Source organism: Gardnerella sp. KA00771 (assembly GCF_049244045.1).
GTDB classification, from domain to species: domain Bacteria; phylum Actinomycetota; class Actinomycetes; order Actinomycetales; family Bifidobacteriaceae; genus Bifidobacterium; species Bifidobacterium swidsinskii.
This window is the reverse complement of the sequence record NZ_CP058368.1, coordinates 1,316,457-1,335,574: the sequence shown is the minus strand read 5'-3', so window position 1 is coordinate 1,335,574 and position 19,118 is coordinate 1,316,457. Positions and strand designations below refer to the sequence as shown.

The 19,118-nt window shown below is 42.7% G+C and carries 7 protein-coding genes and 1 tRNA gene; 5 read left to right on the top strand and 3 right to left on the bottom strand.

Annotated elements, in window-relative coordinates; translation table 11 throughout:
* Positions 1-180: 180 nt before the first annotated feature.
* On the bottom strand, positions 181-9,354 hold the full coding sequence (locus HXT57_RS05440; RefSeq protein WP_421783502.1) for a Rib/alpha-like domain-containing protein: 9,174 nt from the start codon (positions 9,352-9,354) through the stop codon (positions 181-183).
* A gap of 571 nt (positions 9,355-9,925) precedes the next feature.
* Between HXT57_RS05440 and HXT57_RS05435 the strand changes: the two genes are divergently transcribed.
* From HXT57_RS05435 to HXT57_RS05425, 3 genes are all read left to right on the top strand, one after another.
* The gene (locus tag HXT57_RS05435) at positions 9,926-10,408 is read left to right on the top strand and encodes a holo-ACP synthase (protein ID WP_415697822.1); all 483 of its coding nucleotides are present in this window, start codon (positions 9,926-9,928) and stop codon (positions 10,406-10,408) included.
* 120 nt (positions 10,409-10,528) lie between these two features.
* Positions 10,529-10,602 (top strand) — tRNA-Gly (locus tag HXT57_RS05430).
* A 137-nt stretch (positions 10,603-10,739) separates the two neighbouring features.
* Positions 10,740-12,758 (top strand): GH25 family lysozyme, encoded by a 2,019-nt coding sequence (locus HXT57_RS05425; protein WP_421783500.1) that lies wholly within the window; start codon positions 10,740-10,742, stop codon positions 12,756-12,758.
* Here HXT57_RS05425 and HXT57_RS05420 read toward each other — a convergent pair.
* Together HXT57_RS05420 and HXT57_RS05415 are read right to left on the bottom strand one after the other, a co-directional pair.
* Positions 12,744-14,840, bottom strand: a complete 2,097-nt coding sequence (locus HXT57_RS05420; RefSeq protein WP_415697825.1) for a hypothetical protein — start codon at positions 14,838-14,840, stop codon at positions 12,744-12,746. The two genes, HXT57_RS05425 and HXT57_RS05420, sit on opposite strands and share 15 nt — an antisense overlap.
* 93 nt (positions 14,841-14,933) lie before the next feature.
* Positions 14,934-15,866, bottom strand: a complete 933-nt coding sequence (locus HXT57_RS05415) for a glycosyltransferase family 2 protein (RefSeq protein WP_415697826.1) — start codon at positions 15,864-15,866, stop codon at positions 14,934-14,936.
* 405 nt (positions 15,867-16,271) lie between these two features.
* Between HXT57_RS05415 and HXT57_RS05410 the strand changes: the two genes are divergently transcribed.
* Complete coding sequence (locus HXT57_RS05410) at positions 16,272-18,131, top strand: phosphotransferase (protein WP_415697827.1); 1,860 nt, start codon at positions 16,272-16,274, stop codon at positions 18,129-18,131.
* 4 nt (positions 18,132-18,135) lie between these two features.
* Positions 18,136-19,074: a DMT family transporter gene (locus tag HXT57_RS05405; protein WP_415697828.1), complete on the top strand. Its 939-nt coding sequence runs from the start codon at positions 18,136-18,138 to the stop codon at positions 19,072-19,074.
* Positions 19,075-19,118 lie beyond the last annotated feature (44 nt).

Here is a 19,118-nt window from a genome sequence, read left to right as displayed (position 1 = left end):
GATCATTTAATGGCATCTATGTATCGCACCTATACCTCTATGGCCTATAGCTCTACAGATTTACTACAGATATAACAATGCTCCGTGGTTGAAGGGTTGTCGTAAATTTCGCGAACCCTTTTATCACGGAGCATATGTATATTATTTATTCAATTTTAATATTTGTTGCAACACCAACGTTTAGTCGCGCTTCTTCCTGCGAATAATGACTGCGAGTGCAGCACCTATTGCGGCTGCGAGTGCAGCAACAGCACCTGCTGCAGCAATTGCAGAGCCTGTGTTGGTTAACTTTGATTGCGCAACCTGGCCGGAGGAGTGACGTGCAGGAGACTTAGGAGCTTGTAACTGAGTGTTATTGCTCTTATTCCTGTTGTTTTCACTGTTGCCAGTGTGTTCATCAGAATCATGAGAACCAGATTCATGTTCTGGGGTTGGAGCAGGGGTCGGTGCAGGTGTTGGTTCTGGTTTCTTGGTTGGGTTGTTTCCGACTTTACCGTTTGCCGTGTTGGATGGTTGACCATTCTTCTTGGCTTGCGCGGTAATCGTACTACCATCCTTGATTTGGGTTGCAGGGATGGTGACTTTACCAGTCTTAGGATCAACAGTCACGCCGGTTGGAGTGTTACCGTCAATAGTCCAGTTACCATTCTTATCTTTCTTCACGGTAATTGTTACAGGAGTCGTTGTATCGCCTTCTGGAGTATACGTGATTTCGAGAGTATCAGCGTCTGCTGGTGGGGTAACAGTTGCGGAACCTTGCTCAACACCATCTTGTGGCGTGAGTATAGTCGGCTCACCCGCAGGCGTTGGTGTTGGTTCTGGTGCAGGCTGCTCCTTTTCGCCAACTTTAGCAGTTACCACTTCTGACTTGCTCTTGCCAGTCTTATCGCTACTGTCTTCTGATTGCGCAGTAATAGTGCTACCGTGCTTAATCTTGTTTGCTGGAATCGTAACAACGCCAGTTTGCGGATTAACGGTTACGCCTTCTGGAGCGTCTCCGTCAATCTTCCACTCATGCTTGTCGCCTTCAGCAACAACAGTAATCGTTGCGGTTGTTTCACTGCCTTCTGGAGTGTAAGTAACTACAACCTTGTTCACGCGCGTATCCGTGAGATCAGGCGTCACGCTAGCACCACCCTCGGCTGGAGTGTCAATCTTTGGCTTAGTTATATTTCCGTTGACAGTAATATTTACGCTATCGCCTGTCTTTGCACCATCACCCTTACCGTTGGTTGGTGTGAGGGTGACGATGGCACCAGGCTTTTGCTTGTCGATAGTAATAGTGAAGTTGCCATCTTTATCTGCGGTACCAGTTCCGATTTGATTGCCATTGTTATCGGTAACAGTTACTGTTGCGCCCGGAAGAGTCTTTCCAGTGATGATTTGTTTAGTAGAATCATCTGGATTGTCTTTTAGCGTTTGCTCACTAATCTGTGGAGTCTTAAAGCCAGTTACAGCAGTAGCGGGATCAGATGGTTTGTCCGTCTTGTTCTTAGATACTGCAGTAATAGTGCTGCCGTCTTCCAAATTCTTTGTTGGAATAGTAACAACGCCAGTATCTGGATTAACGATTACGCCTTCTGGAGCGTCTCCGTCAATCTTCCACTTACCATTGTTATCCTTCTTAGCAATAATTGTGCGAACTGGCTGTTCTGGACCATTGATTGAATTTGGCTTAGCATTGATTTCAATTTTCACAACCGTTGTGTCATCAGTTGGCGGAGTTACAGTTACGTTTCCGTCGTTCTTCTGGTTGTCGGTTGGTACCGTAATCGTTGGCTTTTGTGGCTTAGCTGTGACGATTACAGTAGTTGCGTCACCATCAACTCCACCCTTGCTTGGAACAAGCTTGAGTGTTGTGCCAGGATCCTTCTTATCGATTTCGATAGTGAAGTTTCCGTCTTTGTTGGCATCTCCAGTACCAACAGTATTACCGTCATTGTCTTTGACAGTTACTGTGTTTCCTGGCTGAGTTTTACCAGTAATAGTTGTCTTATCAGACTTATCTGGTGTGTTTTCTGCTTTGCTACCATTAATAAATGGCTTGTTCTGTGCCACAACGTTTACTGTTACTGGTACGTTCACAGGATTTGCGATACCCGGAATAGTTACCACGACAGTGCCGCTCTTATTGTTTCCAGCTGTCTTGGTATCTGGCGTACCGTTAGTTGCCCAAGCAAACTTGGTTCCGTTAGGTAACTCATCCTTATTGGCAATGCTGTTTTCTGCGCTTGGAGAATCACCAACATGTACGCTCACCGTTTTACCGGCTGGATTTGGCACAACGAGCACGTTGACTGGAATGTCAATATCTGGCTCGCCTGGCACCTTAACGGTCACAACGCCTGGTTGGTTGCCAGTCTTTGAGGTATCAGGCTTCTTCTTCCAAGAAATACTAGCATCCTTAGGTAGATCCTTATGATTCTTAATAACATCCTCTGGCTTAGGGGTAGTGTCAGTTGTGTCACCATTCTTCTTTTGCAACACAGTTACGTCGTTTGCAACAGGTGCTGGTGTCACAGTAATTGTTACTGGCACTTCTTGAGGTGCTTGCCCTGGAATCTTGACAATCACTGTTCCACTAGCAGTGCCTGGCTTGTCGGTCTTTGGAGCAGCATCTTTCTTCCACTCGAATGTGGTTCCCTTAGGGAGTTTGTTGTTGTTATCAATGCTGTTCTTAGGATCAGGATTGCTGTTCTGTGGGACGGTGGTTTCCTTCGCGATAGGCACAGGGTTTACGTTCACTGTTACAGGAACATCAATCGTATAACCAGACTTGCCATTTACGCCTGGAATGGTGACTTTTACTTTACCGCCTGTCTTTTCTCCAACGGTATCTGTAGTTGGTTTGTCACTGTCTTCCCACTCGAACGTAGTGCCATTAGGGAACTTATTCTTATCGGTAGAATCCTTAATAACATCCTTAGCTTCTGGCAGTGTGCCATTTAGTGGAACGTTCACAACATTCGCTTCTGGCTTTGGCAAAACGTTCACTGTTACAGGCACTTCTACAGGGGATTGACCTGGGAGGGTAACAATAATCTTGCCATTCTTTGCGCCAGGATTGTTAGTATCTGGTTTATCTTCAGGTTTCCACTCGAACTTAGTGCCCTCAGGGAACTTACTCTTATCGCTAGAATCCTTAATAACATCCTTAGCTTCTGGCAAATCCTTGCCCTGCGGCACGTTGACTTCAGATGCACTTGGGTCAACAACGTTAACCTCTACTGACACTTCTTGAGGAGTATCAGATCCAGGAATAGTAATCTTTACTTTGCCTTTTACGCTGTTACCTTCCTTAGATGTGTCTGGTTTTCCGTTGTTATCCCACTCGAACTTAGTGCCATTAGGGAACTTATCCTTATTGGCAATGCTGTCCTCTGGCTTAGGCTCCACACCCTTTGGCACAGTTACAACTTTAGTCGTAGCAGTTGGAGCCTTAATAGTTACAGGTACGTTAATAACAGTTGTTGATCCATCCGGATACGTAACTGTTACAGGCACTTCAAACTTGCCAGCCTTATCTCCATTAGGGATCTTAGACTTATCTCCCTCAGCAATAGAGTAAGTTGGCTTATTTGCTTCGTTCGTTGGCCAGGTAGGAACACTTACTTTGCCGATAATTTCGTCGTCCGAAGGCTTTTGACCATTATCTTTTTCAAGATTATCTGCCTTAGGTGGGTAAAGTTCAGACTGCTTATCGCTAATAGTTACTGGCACGTCAACAATGTCAGTCGTGCCATCTGGGTAGGTGACTTTAACCTTAACAGTAGAGTTTCCAGGAGTCTTACCATCTGGAAGCTTTGTGTTAGGCTCGTTCAACTCAATCTTTGGTTGTTCCTTTGAATCTTTTGACCAATTAGGAACAGTTACATTGCCTGTTACATCATTAGATGTAACCTGCTTGCCAAACGGCTTAACAACAGGCTTTGCTTTTGGCTCGAAAGTATCCGACTGCTTGTTCTTAATAGTCACATCAACAGTAACTTCATCAGTTGTGTTATCTGGGTATGTGACTTTAACCTTAACATGATAGGTGCCAGGGGTATTGCCGTCTGGAATATCCTTATCGTCGCTTGTAATGGCGACTGTTGGCTTATCGCCGTCCTTCTTTGGCTTAAAATCAGGAACAGTTACAGCCTTCTTAACAGCTTCCTTGGTCTTTTCTTTATCAGTGCCATACGGCTCTTCCACAGGGTCAACTGCAGGAGTGTTCGCAGTGGCATCAGTGTCTGTAACTACTACAGGCACTTGCACAACAGTGCTGGAACCATCTGGATATGTGACCTTAACAGGTACGTTAGTTGTGCCAGTCTTATCTGTAGTTGGTAGAGGAGTTTTTGGATCTACAAGCTCTACTGTTGTTTCCTTTGGAGCAGGCTTATCCTTAACTGTAGAAGTCTTTACAGCCTTCTTGATTTCATCAGCATCAGGAGCTTTCTCATTACGCTTCTTGTTGATAGCTTCTGCGCCTGGCTTGTAGGTCTCGTTATCTGGATTGCCAACTGTTACAGGAACTTCCACGTGATCCTCAGAACCGTCAGGATACTTAACAGTAACCTTAACGTTTACGGTTCCAGGAGTCTTAGTGTCGATAGGTGTTTGACCTTTATCAACCGTAATTGTTGTACCGTCTGGTTGGTTTGGAACAGTGACTTTAGTAATGATGTCACTGTCAGAAGGACCACTTTCTCCATACTTCTTAGTGATTCCGCCGTCAACCTTTGGCGTATGAGTTTCACTCTGAGGCTTTCCTACAGTAACCTTTACTGTTGCGTGATCTTTAGAACCATCCTTATATGTAATGGTTACAGGAATATCGAAAGTACCAGGCTGAGTGCCATCTGGAACAGTCTTAGCTTTGTCGTCAATAGCAATACTTGCGCCTTCTGGAAGAGAAGTAAGTTCTTTATCTCCCTGCTTTAGCTTAATGCCATTGCCGTTTCCAATTCCAGTAATCTTGCTTTCAATGGTAGTATTCGGCGTCTTATTGTAGTCAATGTTAATTGTTTGACCTTCTGGCGTATAAGTTTCGCTTTGTGGCTTCAGCACTTTAACAGTTACTGTTGCAACGTCACTAGAGCCATCCTTATACGTAACTTTAACTTGTACTTGTCTCTCGCCAGGCTTATCGGTGCTTGGAACGTCTTTCGTGTTGACGATTTCTACTGTTGGATCTTGCTTTGGAGAGTTGCCGTTCCACTTCAAGCCATTGCCACTGCCAAACGACTTAATTTTCTTAGTCAATTCTTCTGGCTTAGTGTTCCATGGAACTTCAACTGTTTGACCCTTTGGATCATAATCCTTAGCATCCTTATGAATCAACACAGGAACATTAACTATTGTAGTTGAATGATCCGGGTATGTAATTGTTACAGGAACAGTGTGAACACCATCATCTTGAGGAATATTTCCAACTGTGAAAGTCAAATCTTTCTTATCAATTGGGGTCTTCTTCGGGTCATCCTTCTTGGTAATAGTAATTGCGTTGGTAATTGCGTTTTGGTCAGGATTCTTTGGTGTAGCATTAGGAGCAGCATTATGCTCTTCAGCATCCGTGTATACGGAAATCTGAACCTTAAGCTTAGACTCGTTGCCAGCTTCGTCTGTAACAACAAGCTCACGAGACCACTTATTGTCTGACGAATTGGTTATATTCGCATCTCGCTGAGCAGTGCCTTTAATATGAATAGTCGCAGGCTTTTCTGCAGAATTCCCGTTTTGATTGTCAATAGTGATTTTTCCGTCATGACCTGGGAATGTTGCTATTGTTGCACTCTTAATCTTTCCGCTGTTGTCATAAGCGTTGATATCAATGCTGAACGGTTTGCCATTATGTACCTTGAACTGGTAGTACTCAGGTGTTTTATCGGTATCTGCTCTCTTTGCCTTATTGGTACTAGGTGTGTTAATAACAGGCGCGATATCGTCCTTAACGGTAACGGTTGTAGTAACGTCTTTAGTTGAACCGTCCTTAAATGTTATGCGAACTTTAGCATCTTTCTGCTCGCCAGGCTTATTCCAATCTGGTTCCTTAGCCCAAGAGTAGGTAGCGTCGCTAGGTAGTTTCTTTAGATCATCTGCATTAATACCGCTCTTAGGATCTGGATGCTTTGTGCCGCTGCCCATGTTGTACGTAACAGGCCTGCCTTTAACATCACCATATTTGTCGGATTGCGGCTTAACAATAAACTTAACAGTTACTTCATTAAGATTGCCCGAAGGATCCACCGCTTTTAAGGTACGCGTATACTCGCCAGGCTTAGTGTTGAGCGGAGTAGTGCCATCAAGCGTCAAAGTCTTAGGATCTGTAGTTGTGCCAGTTCCGGTAGGAGCTTTTTCTGTTTCTCCTGGAGTTTTAGGCGTTAAAGTAAGAGTTGTAACGTTGCCACTGTTGTCTGTTGCAGTAATCTTAATATCGTTCTTATCACCGCGGTATGTAGTAATAGTTGCTGTTTTAGTAACGACTTTTTGTGAACTATCAACAGTAATCGGAACATTGTTATAGTTGCCATCATTGCCTTTTTGCTTAATCGTAACTTCAGGCTCTTTATGATCCTTAACAGTTACCTTAACGTCAACAGTTTCAACGCGCGGATTCTTTGGATCGTTAGTAGGAATAGTTACAATAACTTTTCCAGTCTTTTCCTTGCCAACAGTGGAAGTGTCTGGAGTTCCGCCAGTTTCAGTGCTCCACTTGAAGGTTGCGCCTGCTTTTTTAAGCTTTCTTCCGTTGGCAATAGCTTTTTCGGCGTCTTTTTCGGTGAGCTTGTGACCTAAGTCAACAGCAATATTCTTTGACTTAATGTCTTCTTTTTTCTCCACTTTTACAGTCACAGTTTTTTCTGTTTTGTGACCAGCAGCATCAGTTGCGGAGAACGTAAGAGTATAAGTGCCAACTTCTTCAGGCTTAAAGCCGGAGAAGCTATAAGTGAAAACCTTTTCCTTATCACTATTCTTCGTGTAATCAGTTTTTGCACGCGCTGCGACAGCCATCATCTTACTGAAATCATTTCGAGCAAAAGCCATCGTTGCTGTTGCTGTGTCAATAGACTCAATCTTTACATCATCTTTTGCAGTAAGCTGAATCTTCAGATCTTCGCCAACTTTTACGGTAACACTATCAGGACCAGTTAATGTTGGCGCTTTGTCATCCTTAGTAGCATTCTTAGGGTCGCTTACTGGCGACTGGACCGACTGCTCCTTAGTTGGATCTGCAGGATTTGTAGACGTTACGGCAGTTACATTTCCAGCAGGAATGCCGTCTTTAACAGTAATCGTAACTTTGCCATCGGCTCCAACTTTTCCAGTGCCGATTGCATTCTTACCGTTATCCTTAAGAGTTACAGTGCTTCCAGCTGTGCCAGGGCCTGCATTAACTACAACTTCCTTGCCCTTTACGCCTGCAACACCAGTCAAATCAGTTTCAATCTTAGGCTTTTGAGGGCGAACCGTGAAAGTAACCTTTTCTTCCGCTGTGCTGCCGTCATTAAACGTGACTTTAGCAGTGTAAGTTCTCTTTCCTGCAACGTCTGTGGAAGGCTCGCCATTAACCCACTCTGCACTCTTGATGTTATCTTTAACCTTCTTATCGGTTATACCAAGATATTCCTTAGCGTCAACCTTGTTTTCTGTTTTAGTAAGAGTGTCGCCAACATTTACTTTAACTTCGTGATCTTTCAGCTCGCTTTTGTGTTGCAATGCGAGCGGCTTTCTGACAATTACAGGAATCGTAACAATATGGTACGAATTGTCTGAATATATTACTTTTGCTGATGTGGATGTTGTAGCAGTATCTTTCCCATTAAAAGCTATATCTGGTAGTTTAGTCTCTGGGAAAGTATTGAAATCTAGTTGTCCACCGCCTTCAATATTAGAAACATGTTTCTTTAATTCTTCATTAGTTGCCTTATGTCCCCAATCAACAGTAATCGGTGTAGTGGTTGGAGCCTTGTACTTCTGGTTCAGATTTTTAAGATGTACTGTAACTTTCTTTTCTACTTTGTTTCCAGAAGCGTCGGTTGCAGAGACAGTAACCGTGTAGTCAGTATTTGCTGGCGTGTTGCCGTTCTTATATTCAAACTTAACTCTATTAACAACATGGTTGTGATGCTTAGCTTCAGTTGCTTCCATGCCATTACTGTTTTCAGTGACATCTCCATTACCGTTAGGAAGACCCTTAACTGAGAAGCTATTAACCTTTCCGCTGTCATCTGATGTGCCGAAAGTGATTGTAGGAATATCTCCCTGATACACGGTAATGCTGTTGTTGGAGTCGTCAATCTCCTTGCCGTTTAAATACAGCTTTGGAGGGATTTTATCGCTTTTTGTGCGCTTAAGATTTTGTTCAGTCCAGCGCTCGCGACCAGAAATAAAGGTGTATGCTGAGTTAGTCGTTCTACCATAAGTACTTGTATTTGCCCATGTATAAGCATCTTGGATGTCGTCAAGAGTGACTCCTTGACGTAACTTTACTTTGCAATGCATGTGTACTGCATAGTCGACGTTTGTAGTTCTTAAGCCGATGCCGTAGCTCTTGCCGCTATATACGCCTCTCAATGTTGTAGCATTGCTAATAACCCCGTCGCCTGCATTATTGTGGAAAGTATCACTCAAATCTTGCTTGTTGCTGTTTCCTCCTCTTATGCCTAAGGTTATTTTGTATAAAGAGTTTCCAAGGTGCTGATCATCTTTCAAGGGATCATTAAGATTTTTTGACTGGCTATTTTCTTTAGTGAATAATGAAAAATCGCGTGAAAGAACAGCGTTTGTTGTTTGTGGACTAGTGCCATTTCGTTTATAAAAATCAAAGCTTAAATCACTTAATGTGTCTCCATTGTAATAACCATTATTTAAGTCAGCAACTGCAAAAGGAATTTGCCAAACATACTGTTGTTGTTTGGAAGCGCCAGTCATATCTTTACCGTCGTTGTTAAAGAACACATCGAAGACTAAATACTTAGCACCGTTGTTTTCTTCAAGGTGTGCATACATATCCGACTTTTTAGTAACATTACTGTAATCACCCAAACCGTCGGATCCTATTTGACCGATTGTTCCATTGCTGTTAGCAAAGCGATACCTTTGGAACTCAAGAATGTTTGGCGTATGTAGCCAAGGAGTAGGGTCTGCGTTACGCACTTCTTCCGCAAAAGCTGCCGTAGTTGGAGGAAGAAGAATATTAGAGGATGCGAGGATTGGCTGACCACCCAAGCAGGTTGCTGCAGTGAGAACTGTGGCAAGTGTGCTCAATGACACCTTGCGCATGGTTGCATACGCAGAAGATGAATCAACGTTTTTAAACGAGCTCTCAACTTGCTCGCGTGCATGCTTTTTGCGGTTGTTATTTGCCATAATAATCCGTAATCCTTTATTCTTGTGCTTTTTAATTTAGCGTTCCCTAATGTGCGTCGTATATAAACGTGTGTCTAGTTCTTCTTCAAATACTAATTCTGTGTTTACATAAAGCAACGGTAGACAATAAGTACGCTTATACACATGCTGCATAATATTATATCGTATTTTTGCTATTTTGTCGTAATTTTTTTATTGTTAAGTATTCCATAACTGTAAAATTTCCTGCCGGGGGGGGGGTGCTCTATGTATAAAATATTGTCATAACGACGAATTATTTAAAATTATCTAAAAGTTTATCGTTTTATAGTAATTTATTCGTATATGAATTAATCACGCTTGTAGCGTTTCTTGTGCACATGCTTAAGCAGGTCGTAGCGTGCGTAATTTTCTGGCGTTTGCTGTCGTTTTTGTAGTTTTGGAAAACATTTGCCGGTGATTTTTCGGCGTTTGCTACTGCAGTAAAAGCGCGTAAGTGATTGTTGATTTAAATATATTTTATATAAGATTTTATATAGTATTTTTGCGTAGAACATAAAAAAGTATGTATATGTACTAAAAGTAGGTGTGTATGATTGCAGGAATAGGGCACGACTTGGTAAACGTTGCGCAGTTTGCTGAGCAGATGCAGGATGGCAATGGTTGGCGTGCGCTGTTTTCTGTGCGAGAGCTTCGACAATGTGATCTTCGTGCGCAAGTGAAGAATGATGAGAGAGCTTTACATATTGCAGCACGCTGGGCTGGCAAAGAAGCTGTGATTAAAGCGTGGTCCGAGGCATTATGCACAATAAATAACCCTTATCCATATACTCTGGATAACATGCCATGGGTGAGTATTGAGATTCTTAACGATTCCCATGGTTGCCCACGCATTATTCTCAGCTCAGATGTGCATTCGCAACTTGTAAAATCGCTTTTCAGTGCGTCCAGCGAGTGTGTAGATAGTAGTGAGTACATAGATAATATTCGTTGGCATATTTCGCTTAGTCATGACGGATTATTAGACGATAATTCAGCTTTTGCATCAGCTGTTGTAATGCTTGAAGTCTTATAAGAAAAGCTACATTATAAGAAAAATATGTTTTGTGCACTTGTGTCGATGTCACAAGCATCTGTATACTTGAACGAGTCGATATTTGTGCGTGAATATTTCGTGCAAATATGGTGCGTAGTTGCGGACGTAGCTCAATGGTAGAGTCTCAGTCTTCCAAACTGATTACGCGGGTTCGATTCCCGTCGTCCGCTCCATTTTTTATTTTTGCTTTACGTTTTGCAATTTTCTTTTTAATGGTTTATTTATTTCAGTTTTTTGTGAAAATCACATGTTTTGCATATTGTTTTCACATTTTCATTGAATTTATGCTTGCTATTAGGGTGCTATTGCTATGGTAATAGCGGAGAGACACGTAAAAAACATGTCTGGAGGACTCGTGGGACAGATTATCGTACGTGTATTAGCTGGATTAGTGTCGGCTGCTACTGCTTTCACTATGAATGTCGTTGCGCCGCAAAAATCTTCATCGATTGAACATGTGCATGCAAATGTGCGTGCTAATGTGTATACCAATGTGCATACTAAAAGTGTTGTTAAACCTATTATTCAATCACATTCTGGCACTGTGTATCAAAGCTCGTTTATTGATAATGAGTATGGTGCGCATTGGAGCGATGCTGATGGCACTACGGCTTTTATTGATGGAAATGATGATGTGTTCGTTAATAACGCTAAGGCGGTTATTGATGTTTCTGAGCATCAAAAAGAAATTGATTGGGATGCTGTAAAAGCTTCTGGAGTAGATGGTGCGATTATTCGTATTAGCTATGGCTGGGATAATGGATATGACAAGCAAGCTTTGCGCAATATTAGCGAATGCAAGCGTCTTGGTATTCCATTCGGCATTTACATGTATTCCTATGCTGAAAAAGCTGAAGATGGTGCTGCTGAAGGTGCCGACATTGTAAATCTTTTGCAGGGTGCTGGAGTAAGTCCTCAAGATTTAACGTATCCTGTTTATTATGATTTGGAAAAGTGGAGCTGGAGTGGTCATAAACCACCAACATCACCATACGTTTACCAGGATATTGTTGCTTCCTGGTGGAATCAGTTAGTTTCTGCAGGCTACCATAAGCTCGGCGTTTACTCTTATGCAAATTATTTGAGAGGACCATTAAATTCTCAGTATATTCACGAGCGTACAAGCTGGGTTGCTAGCTACGGTTCTCGCGTAGGCTTCCCTATTTCTACAGCATTGCGCGGATGGCAGTACACTTCCGACGGCAGCGTTGACGGAATTGATGGTCGCGTCGATTTGAACGCATTCGGCATGGCTGGTGGCGGCGAAATCAATGGTGTTTCTGAGTTTGGTAGCACTATTACTAAGCCTAATTCTTCTAAGCCTTCTGGAGAAACGCGCAACTATGGTAGCTGGACTGTAAAGAGTTCTGGTCGTCGTGAAGTATGGACTAATGGAGACAAGAAGTTTGTGCTCCAGTACGAGCTTCGCGATTCATATTATGCTCATGGCGGTCCTGGTCGTCTTGGTGCTCCTGTTGCTGATGAGGAGAATTTGGGTGCTGGCTGGTGGCGTCAGCACTGCCAGCACGGCGATGTGTTTACGCAGGGTCGAGATAAGAAGTACGTAATCCAGTACGAATTGCGTGACTCCTACTACAAGCATGGTGGTTATGGTCGTCTTGGTGCTCCTGTTGCTGATGAGGAGAATTTGGGTGCTGGCTGGTGGCGTCAGCACTGCCAGCACGGCGATGTGTTTACGCAAGGCCGAGATAAGAAGTACGTAATCCAGTACGAATTGCGCGACTCCTACTACAAGCACGGAAGCTATTCGCGACTTGGCTCGCCTATTTCCGACGAGGAAAACATGGGTGGCGGCTGGTGGCGTCAGCACTGCCAGCACGGCGACGTCTGGACGCATGGCAGAGACATTAAGTACGTGATTCAGTTTGAGTTACGCGACTCTTACCAAGGACATCGTGGTGCTGCTTGGCTTGGTGCTCCTGTTGCCGAAGAGGAAAGCATGGGCGGTGGCTGGTGGCGTCAGCGTTGTCAGAATGGTGATGTTTGGACGCATGGTAAGGATAAGAAGTTTGTTATCATGTTTGCTCTTCGTGATTCTTACTATAGGCATCGCGGTGCTGGTTGGCTTGGTGCTCCTGTTGCTGATGAGGAGAATTTGGGTGCTGGCTGGTGGCGTCAGCGTTGCCAGAATGGTGATGTTTGGACGCATGGCACAGACAAGAAGTTCGTTATCATGTTCAATCTTCGCAAGGATTATTATGCGCGCGGTGACTTTAAGAAGCTCGGCGCGCCTATTGAAGATGAACACAATGATGGCAATGGCTTATGGCATCAAAAGTGCCAGAATGTTGTGTTAGAAGCCCACTGATAGCATTTGGCTCCATGCAATAAAAGCATCTGGATTCGTGTATTGTATTTCATTCGCAGCTTCTGTGTGATTTGCAAATACAAGCAAGAATCCTAATACTATCGTTAATGTAGTGCATGCAACGATTAGAGTTTGAGTAGACATTTGGTTCCTATTCAATTCGATATTGTTGCATGCATTTTCTTTATCTAATTGCAACTGCGCATCTTGATTAGCTGAGCAATTTCTTCTAGCAAAACCAATAGATGCAATAATCATAAGAATTATTATTGAATCGCAATAATAACGGTAAAGGCTGCCGCCTAAGCAGTAGTTTACGTAGATTAACATAATCGAGAATGTTATTCCGCTTAAGCACATTATGTATTCGATTTTTTGCATGTACTTGCGTCTTATTAAGAAAATGCCCCAAATAAGTGGTATTGATAGCAGACCAAATGTCATGTGATTAAAGAAACTATTTCCATAATCCGAAATGTTTGAGCTGTTTATTGTAATATACGGGAATTCCGTATCTATGCTTGGTGGCTTTATAAAGAAGTTTATTAACAAGTCTTTGATTTTTAGAGGGTCAAATGCTATACGATTAAATCGCAAGTCAAAATTTGTTAATTGTTCTTTGTTACCAAAGTTAAAGAATGAACCAAAACGCAAGTAGTTATATACTAAGATTCCGGCAAACCCAGCTATTGCAGGAGTTAGGAAGCTTAAAGCTGCAGATACTTTATTTACTACGCTTCTGGAGTTGTTAAGCAGTAAAGCAATAAACAGTGGAGCTATAAACGCAACTGTGGAAATGCAAGAATTTGGTCTACAACCGCATTGCAAAGCTAAGCTTAATCCAGCTAAAGCAAATAGGGCGTATTGTGCAACGCTGTTTTTAAGTCTTACAGCTTTTAGTGATGCATACACAAATAGTGTTCCAAATAGCATTGCGCTTACCATAGGCATGTAGTAAATCGATGCAGATGCTTGCAGATAAAAAACAAGGCATCCAAATGGTAAGGCTGCTCCTATAAGCAGCATTGAGCAGTAGTTTATTCGTATTTCAAAGAATGTTATTATTTCTTTCCACAATGCAAATAATGCTGGTATTGTAATTGCTGCAAATAATGTTGTGACCATTATTGCGCTCGGCATCCAAGCTGGGAACAAAGCGTTAAACGGCAAATAAGTTAAAATAAACGGTACTATTCCAAAGTAGCAATAATATTTGCCATTATGCAGCACAACATCCCATATTGCAGGAGTTCCCTCGCGCACTAATTGCATTCTTTTGCCAATGCTAAATGGGTTTGTTGAATGCAATAAGCCATTTGGTGGGTCTTGTAGCAAAGATAGCGATCCTTGTTTCCAGGCTTTTAACTGCTCTGTATATGGGTTTCCGTCTATAAAATCGTATTTATCGTAGGAGAGTGGAACGCGTATTCGATTATAAGTGTTTAATCGGAGCCAAATATACAGTGAGAATCCGGTTACTATTGCGCACAAAGCCCAAAAAATTATGGTTTGAGCTCGATCTCCTTGAATATAGGCTATTTTGTGCCATTTTTTCTTACGTATAGTTATAATCGCGGATCCAAAAACGAATAATATAGCCCATTTCGCATAGTTTATGTGCAACTTGTATTTTGGATTAATTGTTATATTTTTAACAACGATTCCGTTTGGCGTTTCATTAAAGTGTAATTTTATTTTGTTTAGTTTTCCGTGACTTTCTAAACGTACTTTAGTTGTATTGAATTTTCCTGTTGTTATTTTAAATTGGCTAGCTAAAGCGTATCCAGGAGCTACACCAAAGTCTTCTAATTCTACGCTTCCAGTTACGTAATAAACTGGTTTTGTTTGTTGTAGCGAAATCTCTAATGTTTTGCTGTACGTGTTTAAGTTTGTGAATTCTACATCTGCGCCATTTTTAGATATATGTACGCCGTCATTTTTGTATTTTGCATATATTTCATCACGGCTTGCGTTTGTAGAGTCTTCTGCTTGTTCAGCTTTTACTTCTTTTACTGTGTTTAAATTTATGCTTTGTGTTTTAAATCCTAATTCGGATGCTTGAAATAAGTTACTAAAAAACATTAGTGTTATTAGTCCGCTTATAACAAAGCACACTATATATGGCAAATAAGTTTTTAGTTTAAGATTGTTTTTTATGACGGCTCGCACAGGTTACTACTTTCTATTTCTTTTTATGTAATCAAAAAGGTTTACTTGTTCTATAAAACGTTTGCGCTCATTTTTGGCTAAAATCTCAAGAATAATTCCGGAAATAAAGAATAGTAATCCTGTAATAATTAGCATTACAGCACCAATTAGAGTAGGGAAGCGTGTTACTAGGTGTGTGCGCCAAAATTCTATGAATGGAAGCATGCATGCTCCTACTCCGCACAGTGTTATTATTACGCCAAGTGTTCCAAAGAAAGGCATTGGTTTGTATTCGCGAATCATGTGAAAAATGGTTGAAAGCACTCGAATACCGTCTCCAACTGTGTCTAGCTTGCTAACTGATCCTTCTGGACGGTCACGATACTGAATTGGCATTTCATACAATTTAACATTGTTGTTGAGTGAATGAATAGTCATTTCTGTTTCAACTTCAAATCCGCGCGAAAGTACAGGATAAGTCTTTACGAATGAAAAAGAAAAAGCGCGGTAGCCTGTCATAATGTCAGTTACTTTTGCGTGGAAAAGCGTGTTGATTGCGTCTCTAACTAAGCGATTTCCAAAATTGTGGAATGGTCGCTTATTCTCTTGGAAATACGTAGAACTTAGACGGTCGCCAATAACCATGTCGTAGCCTTCAATAACTTTGGCGACCATGTTTGGTGCCGCTTCAGCGGGATATGTGTCGTCGCCGTCTGCCATTACGTAAACATCTGCGTCTATGTCTTGGAACATTGCACGAATCACATTGCCTTTGCCTTGTCTAGGTTCTTTGCGAACTACAGCACCTGCTTCTTTGGCTATTTTTGCAGTATTGTCCGTTGAGTTGTTGTCGTACACGTATATTGTTGCTTCTGGAAGTGCCGCCTTAAAGTCTTTAACAACTTTTTCAATGGTGATTGCCTCGTTATAGCACGGCAGCAGCACTGCGACAGAAGTCATAATATGTCCCTTCATAATGGCGAATGGTGCGCATGGAATGAGCAGTAATGTTCTTATACTATGTGCATATCACTGTTATCTTACCTATTGTTGTGGATTGTAGTGCAACAATCTATTTGCGTTTATGTGGCAGTGTGCAGTACTGTGCGTAGTACTTGCGCATATAGTCTGCTATACTGCGTGGCAAGTGTTATGTAATTTTTTCAAGTTATGTAATGAATGTGAGTATTAAGAATAGTTATGGTGCCATGCAATACGTATAAAAGTGTATGCTGCAAACAGTGTCAAATGTTCAAAATAAACTAATAATAATTATTTTTGAACACCTTTGTGCATACTATACTAATGCAACAAAATGTATAGAGTCATCATTATGCACCTCGGCTAGTGCATGGAGACACTGTTATGGAAGCATATTCAGCATTAACTCATAACGAATTTGCTGTAATATCAGCATTGCAACGTTTGCCAGGAAGTAATCAACGTACTATAGCTGAGCATACGAAGCTTTCATTAGGCACAGTAAATAGTGCGTTACGCGATGCTATTCAGCATGGGTTTGTTGTTAATGGTGAAGTTACATCAAAAGGTCTTACCGCACTCGAACCGCATCGCGTCCACAATGCGGTGATTATGGCAGCTGGCCTTTCCTCCCGCTTTTCCCCGATTTCTTACGAATTGCCAAAAGGTTTACTCACTGTGCGCGGCGAAGTGCTTATTGAACGACAAATTCGTCAATTACAAGCGGCAGGAATTAACGATATTAGCGTAGTAGTTGGATACAAGCAGGAACGTTTCTTCTATTTGGAAGACAAGTTTACTAAAGGCGATTTTTGCGTAAAAATCGTGCCAAATAAGGAATATCGTGAGCGCAACAACAACAGTTCAATCATGGCTGTTGCTCACCTTTTAAGTAACACGTATATTTGTTCTTCTGACAATTATTTCGACGAAAATCCTTTTGAACCATACGTGTGGAAGGCTTACTATTCTGCGCAATATCAACGGGGCCGCACTAAAGAGTGGTGTATGAGTGTAGGTGCGCACGATCGCATTACTTCGGTAACTATTGGTGGCAGTGATGCGTGGTACATGATTGGTCACGTATATTTTGACAGCGAATTTTCGGCTAAGTTTGTGCGAATTTTGCATGCTGAATATGATTGGCCGCAGACTGCTGGCAAGCTGTGGGAAGATATTTTGATTGAGCATTTAGATGAGCTTGATATGCGCATGCGTCGCTACGATACGCCGATTATTCACGAGTTCGATTCGTTAGATGAGCTTCGCGAGTTTGATCCGCTGTTTTTGGAAAATGTTGACAGTGAAGTTTTTGACCGCATTGTTAAGGTGCTTGGTTGCAAAAAGTCGGATATTCGAGACGTTTACCCGTTGAAAAATGGTTTGACGAATCTTTCTTGCCATTTTATGGTTGGTTCTAACGAGTATGTGTACCGTCATCCGGGGGTTGGCACGGATGTGTTGGTGAATCGCCAGGCTGAGGATGAGGCTTTGCGTGCGGCGCAGCACCTTGGTTTGGACGGTACGTTGGTTGCGGATGATCCGAAGTATGGCTGGAAAATTTCGCATTTTTTGAAAGGTTGTCGTACCGCTGATTTTCACGATTCTTGCGATTTGCGCGAAGGTATGCGTCTGATTCGTAAGCTTCACAACAGTGGTGCTACGGTGAGTAGATGCTTCGATTTTTATGAGGAATCTCAGCGTTATTTGCGCGATTTGCGCGCTCGCCGTGTTGCGTTGCCTGAGGGTGCTGACGCTTTGCTTCATAAGGTTGATTGTTTGCATGAGTGCGTGAGTAAAGATGCTTGTCAAAAAATTTGCTTGGCGCACAACGATATATTGGGTGCGAATGTGCTTGTGGATGTTGCTGGACGCTACCATCTGATTGATTGGGAGTATGCGGGGATGTCGGATTATGCGCAGGATTTGGGTACGTTGTGCGTGTCTGACGCGCTTAATGAGCAGGAATTTGACGCGGTTCTAGCGGAGTATTTTGAGCGCAATCCTACTTGTGCTGAACGTCGTCATTGCATGGCGTACGTTGGTTTTGCGGGGTGGTGTTGGTATTTGTGGTCGTTGGTAAAAGAGGCTGAGGGGGAGCCTGTAGGCGACTGTCGTTATTTGTATTACCGTTATGCGAAACGTTATGTCGACCGCGCTTCGAGCGAATATGGTGCCGTATCCGCTGAATCCTCTGAATCTGCTGGTTGTGACGGGTCTGCAGGCTCTGTGGCAAAGGCGTGATTTTATGAAATATTCCTTAATAAGCGGACTGTTTTGGGGACTTGATACTGCTTTGCTTGCGGTATTGGTTGCGTTAGCTGTTCATGGCTTAACACCTTCTGCAGTATGGTATGTGGGAGTTGTGGGCGCTTGCGTTCACGACGTTGTGTGTGCTGTAATATTGTGGATTTATATGGCTTGTCGTTCAAAGTTGCGCGAAACTGTTGCTCTTTGCAAACGTACGAAATTGATTGTGCCTATTGTGTTGAGTTCGCTTCTTGGAGGGCCAATCGGTATGACCGGTTACGCTATTGCGGCAAGCAATATTGGTGCCGGTTACGCTGCTGCGATTTCCGCACTGTACCCGGCTTTTGGCATAGTGCTTTCTTCTATTGTGTTGCGCGAACGCTTAAGTGCGTTGAAATATTGTGCTTTTGCTGTAACGCTTATTGCGGTAGGAGTGCTTGGCTACTGTTCTTGCGTGGAATCTTCAACCGCAACTGTCTTCTCTCCGGGCAGCATAGTCTTAGGTTTGATTGCGGCTATTTTCAGTGTTATTGGTTGGGGAAGTGAAGCCGTTACTTGCGCGTGGGCTACCAGAAAGCAAAGCGTGGACGACGAAGTAATGCTGCACGTGCGCGAAACTGTTTCCGCACTGTCGTACGCCTTACTCATTGTGCCGTTGTGTACGATACTGCCGGTTTTTAGCGTAAAGATTATGCAATCAGCCGGCTTTATTGCGTTAGCTATATTTATAGCGTTACTTGGTGCTGCTTCCTACTTGTGCTACTACCGCGGTATTGCTCAGGTTGGTGCGACGCGCGCTATGGCTGGAAATATTACGTACGCGGTATGGAGCATGATTGCAGCAGCGTTACTTTCTCAAACGATTCCGCCGCTTATTGCGTGGGCTTGTTGCGTGGTGATAATTGCGGGGACGGTAGTGGTGGCTTCCGAAAAATAATCGCAACGGAGTATGATAAACCTGTATTGCATTGTGGCAACAGT

Coding starts and splice junctions, on each gene's coding strand:
- HXT57_RS05425 (WP_421783500.1), top strand. CDS start 10,740: ATGGTAATAGCGGAGAGACACGTAAAAAACATGTCTGGAGGACTCGTG.
- HXT57_RS05420 (WP_415697825.1), bottom strand. CDS start 14,840: ATGTTTTTTAGTAACTTATTTCAAGCATCCGAATTAGGATTTAAAACA.
- HXT57_RS05405 (WP_415697828.1), top strand. CDS start 18,136: ATGAAATATTCCTTAATAAGCGGACTGTTTTGGGGACTTGATACTGCT.
- HXT57_RS05415 (WP_415697826.1), bottom strand. CDS start 15,866: ATGACTTCTGTCGCAGTGCTGCTGCCGTGCTATAACGAGGCAATCACC.
- HXT57_RS05435 (WP_415697822.1), top strand. CDS start 9,926: ATGATTGCAGGAATAGGGCACGACTTGGTAAACGTTGCGCAGTTTGCT.
- HXT57_RS05440 (WP_421783502.1), bottom strand. CDS start 9,354: ATGGCAAATAACAACCGCAAAAAGCATGCACGCGAGCAAGTTGAGAGC.
- HXT57_RS05410 (WP_415697827.1), top strand. CDS start 16,272: ATGGAAGCATATTCAGCATTAACTCATAACGAATTTGCTGTAATATCA.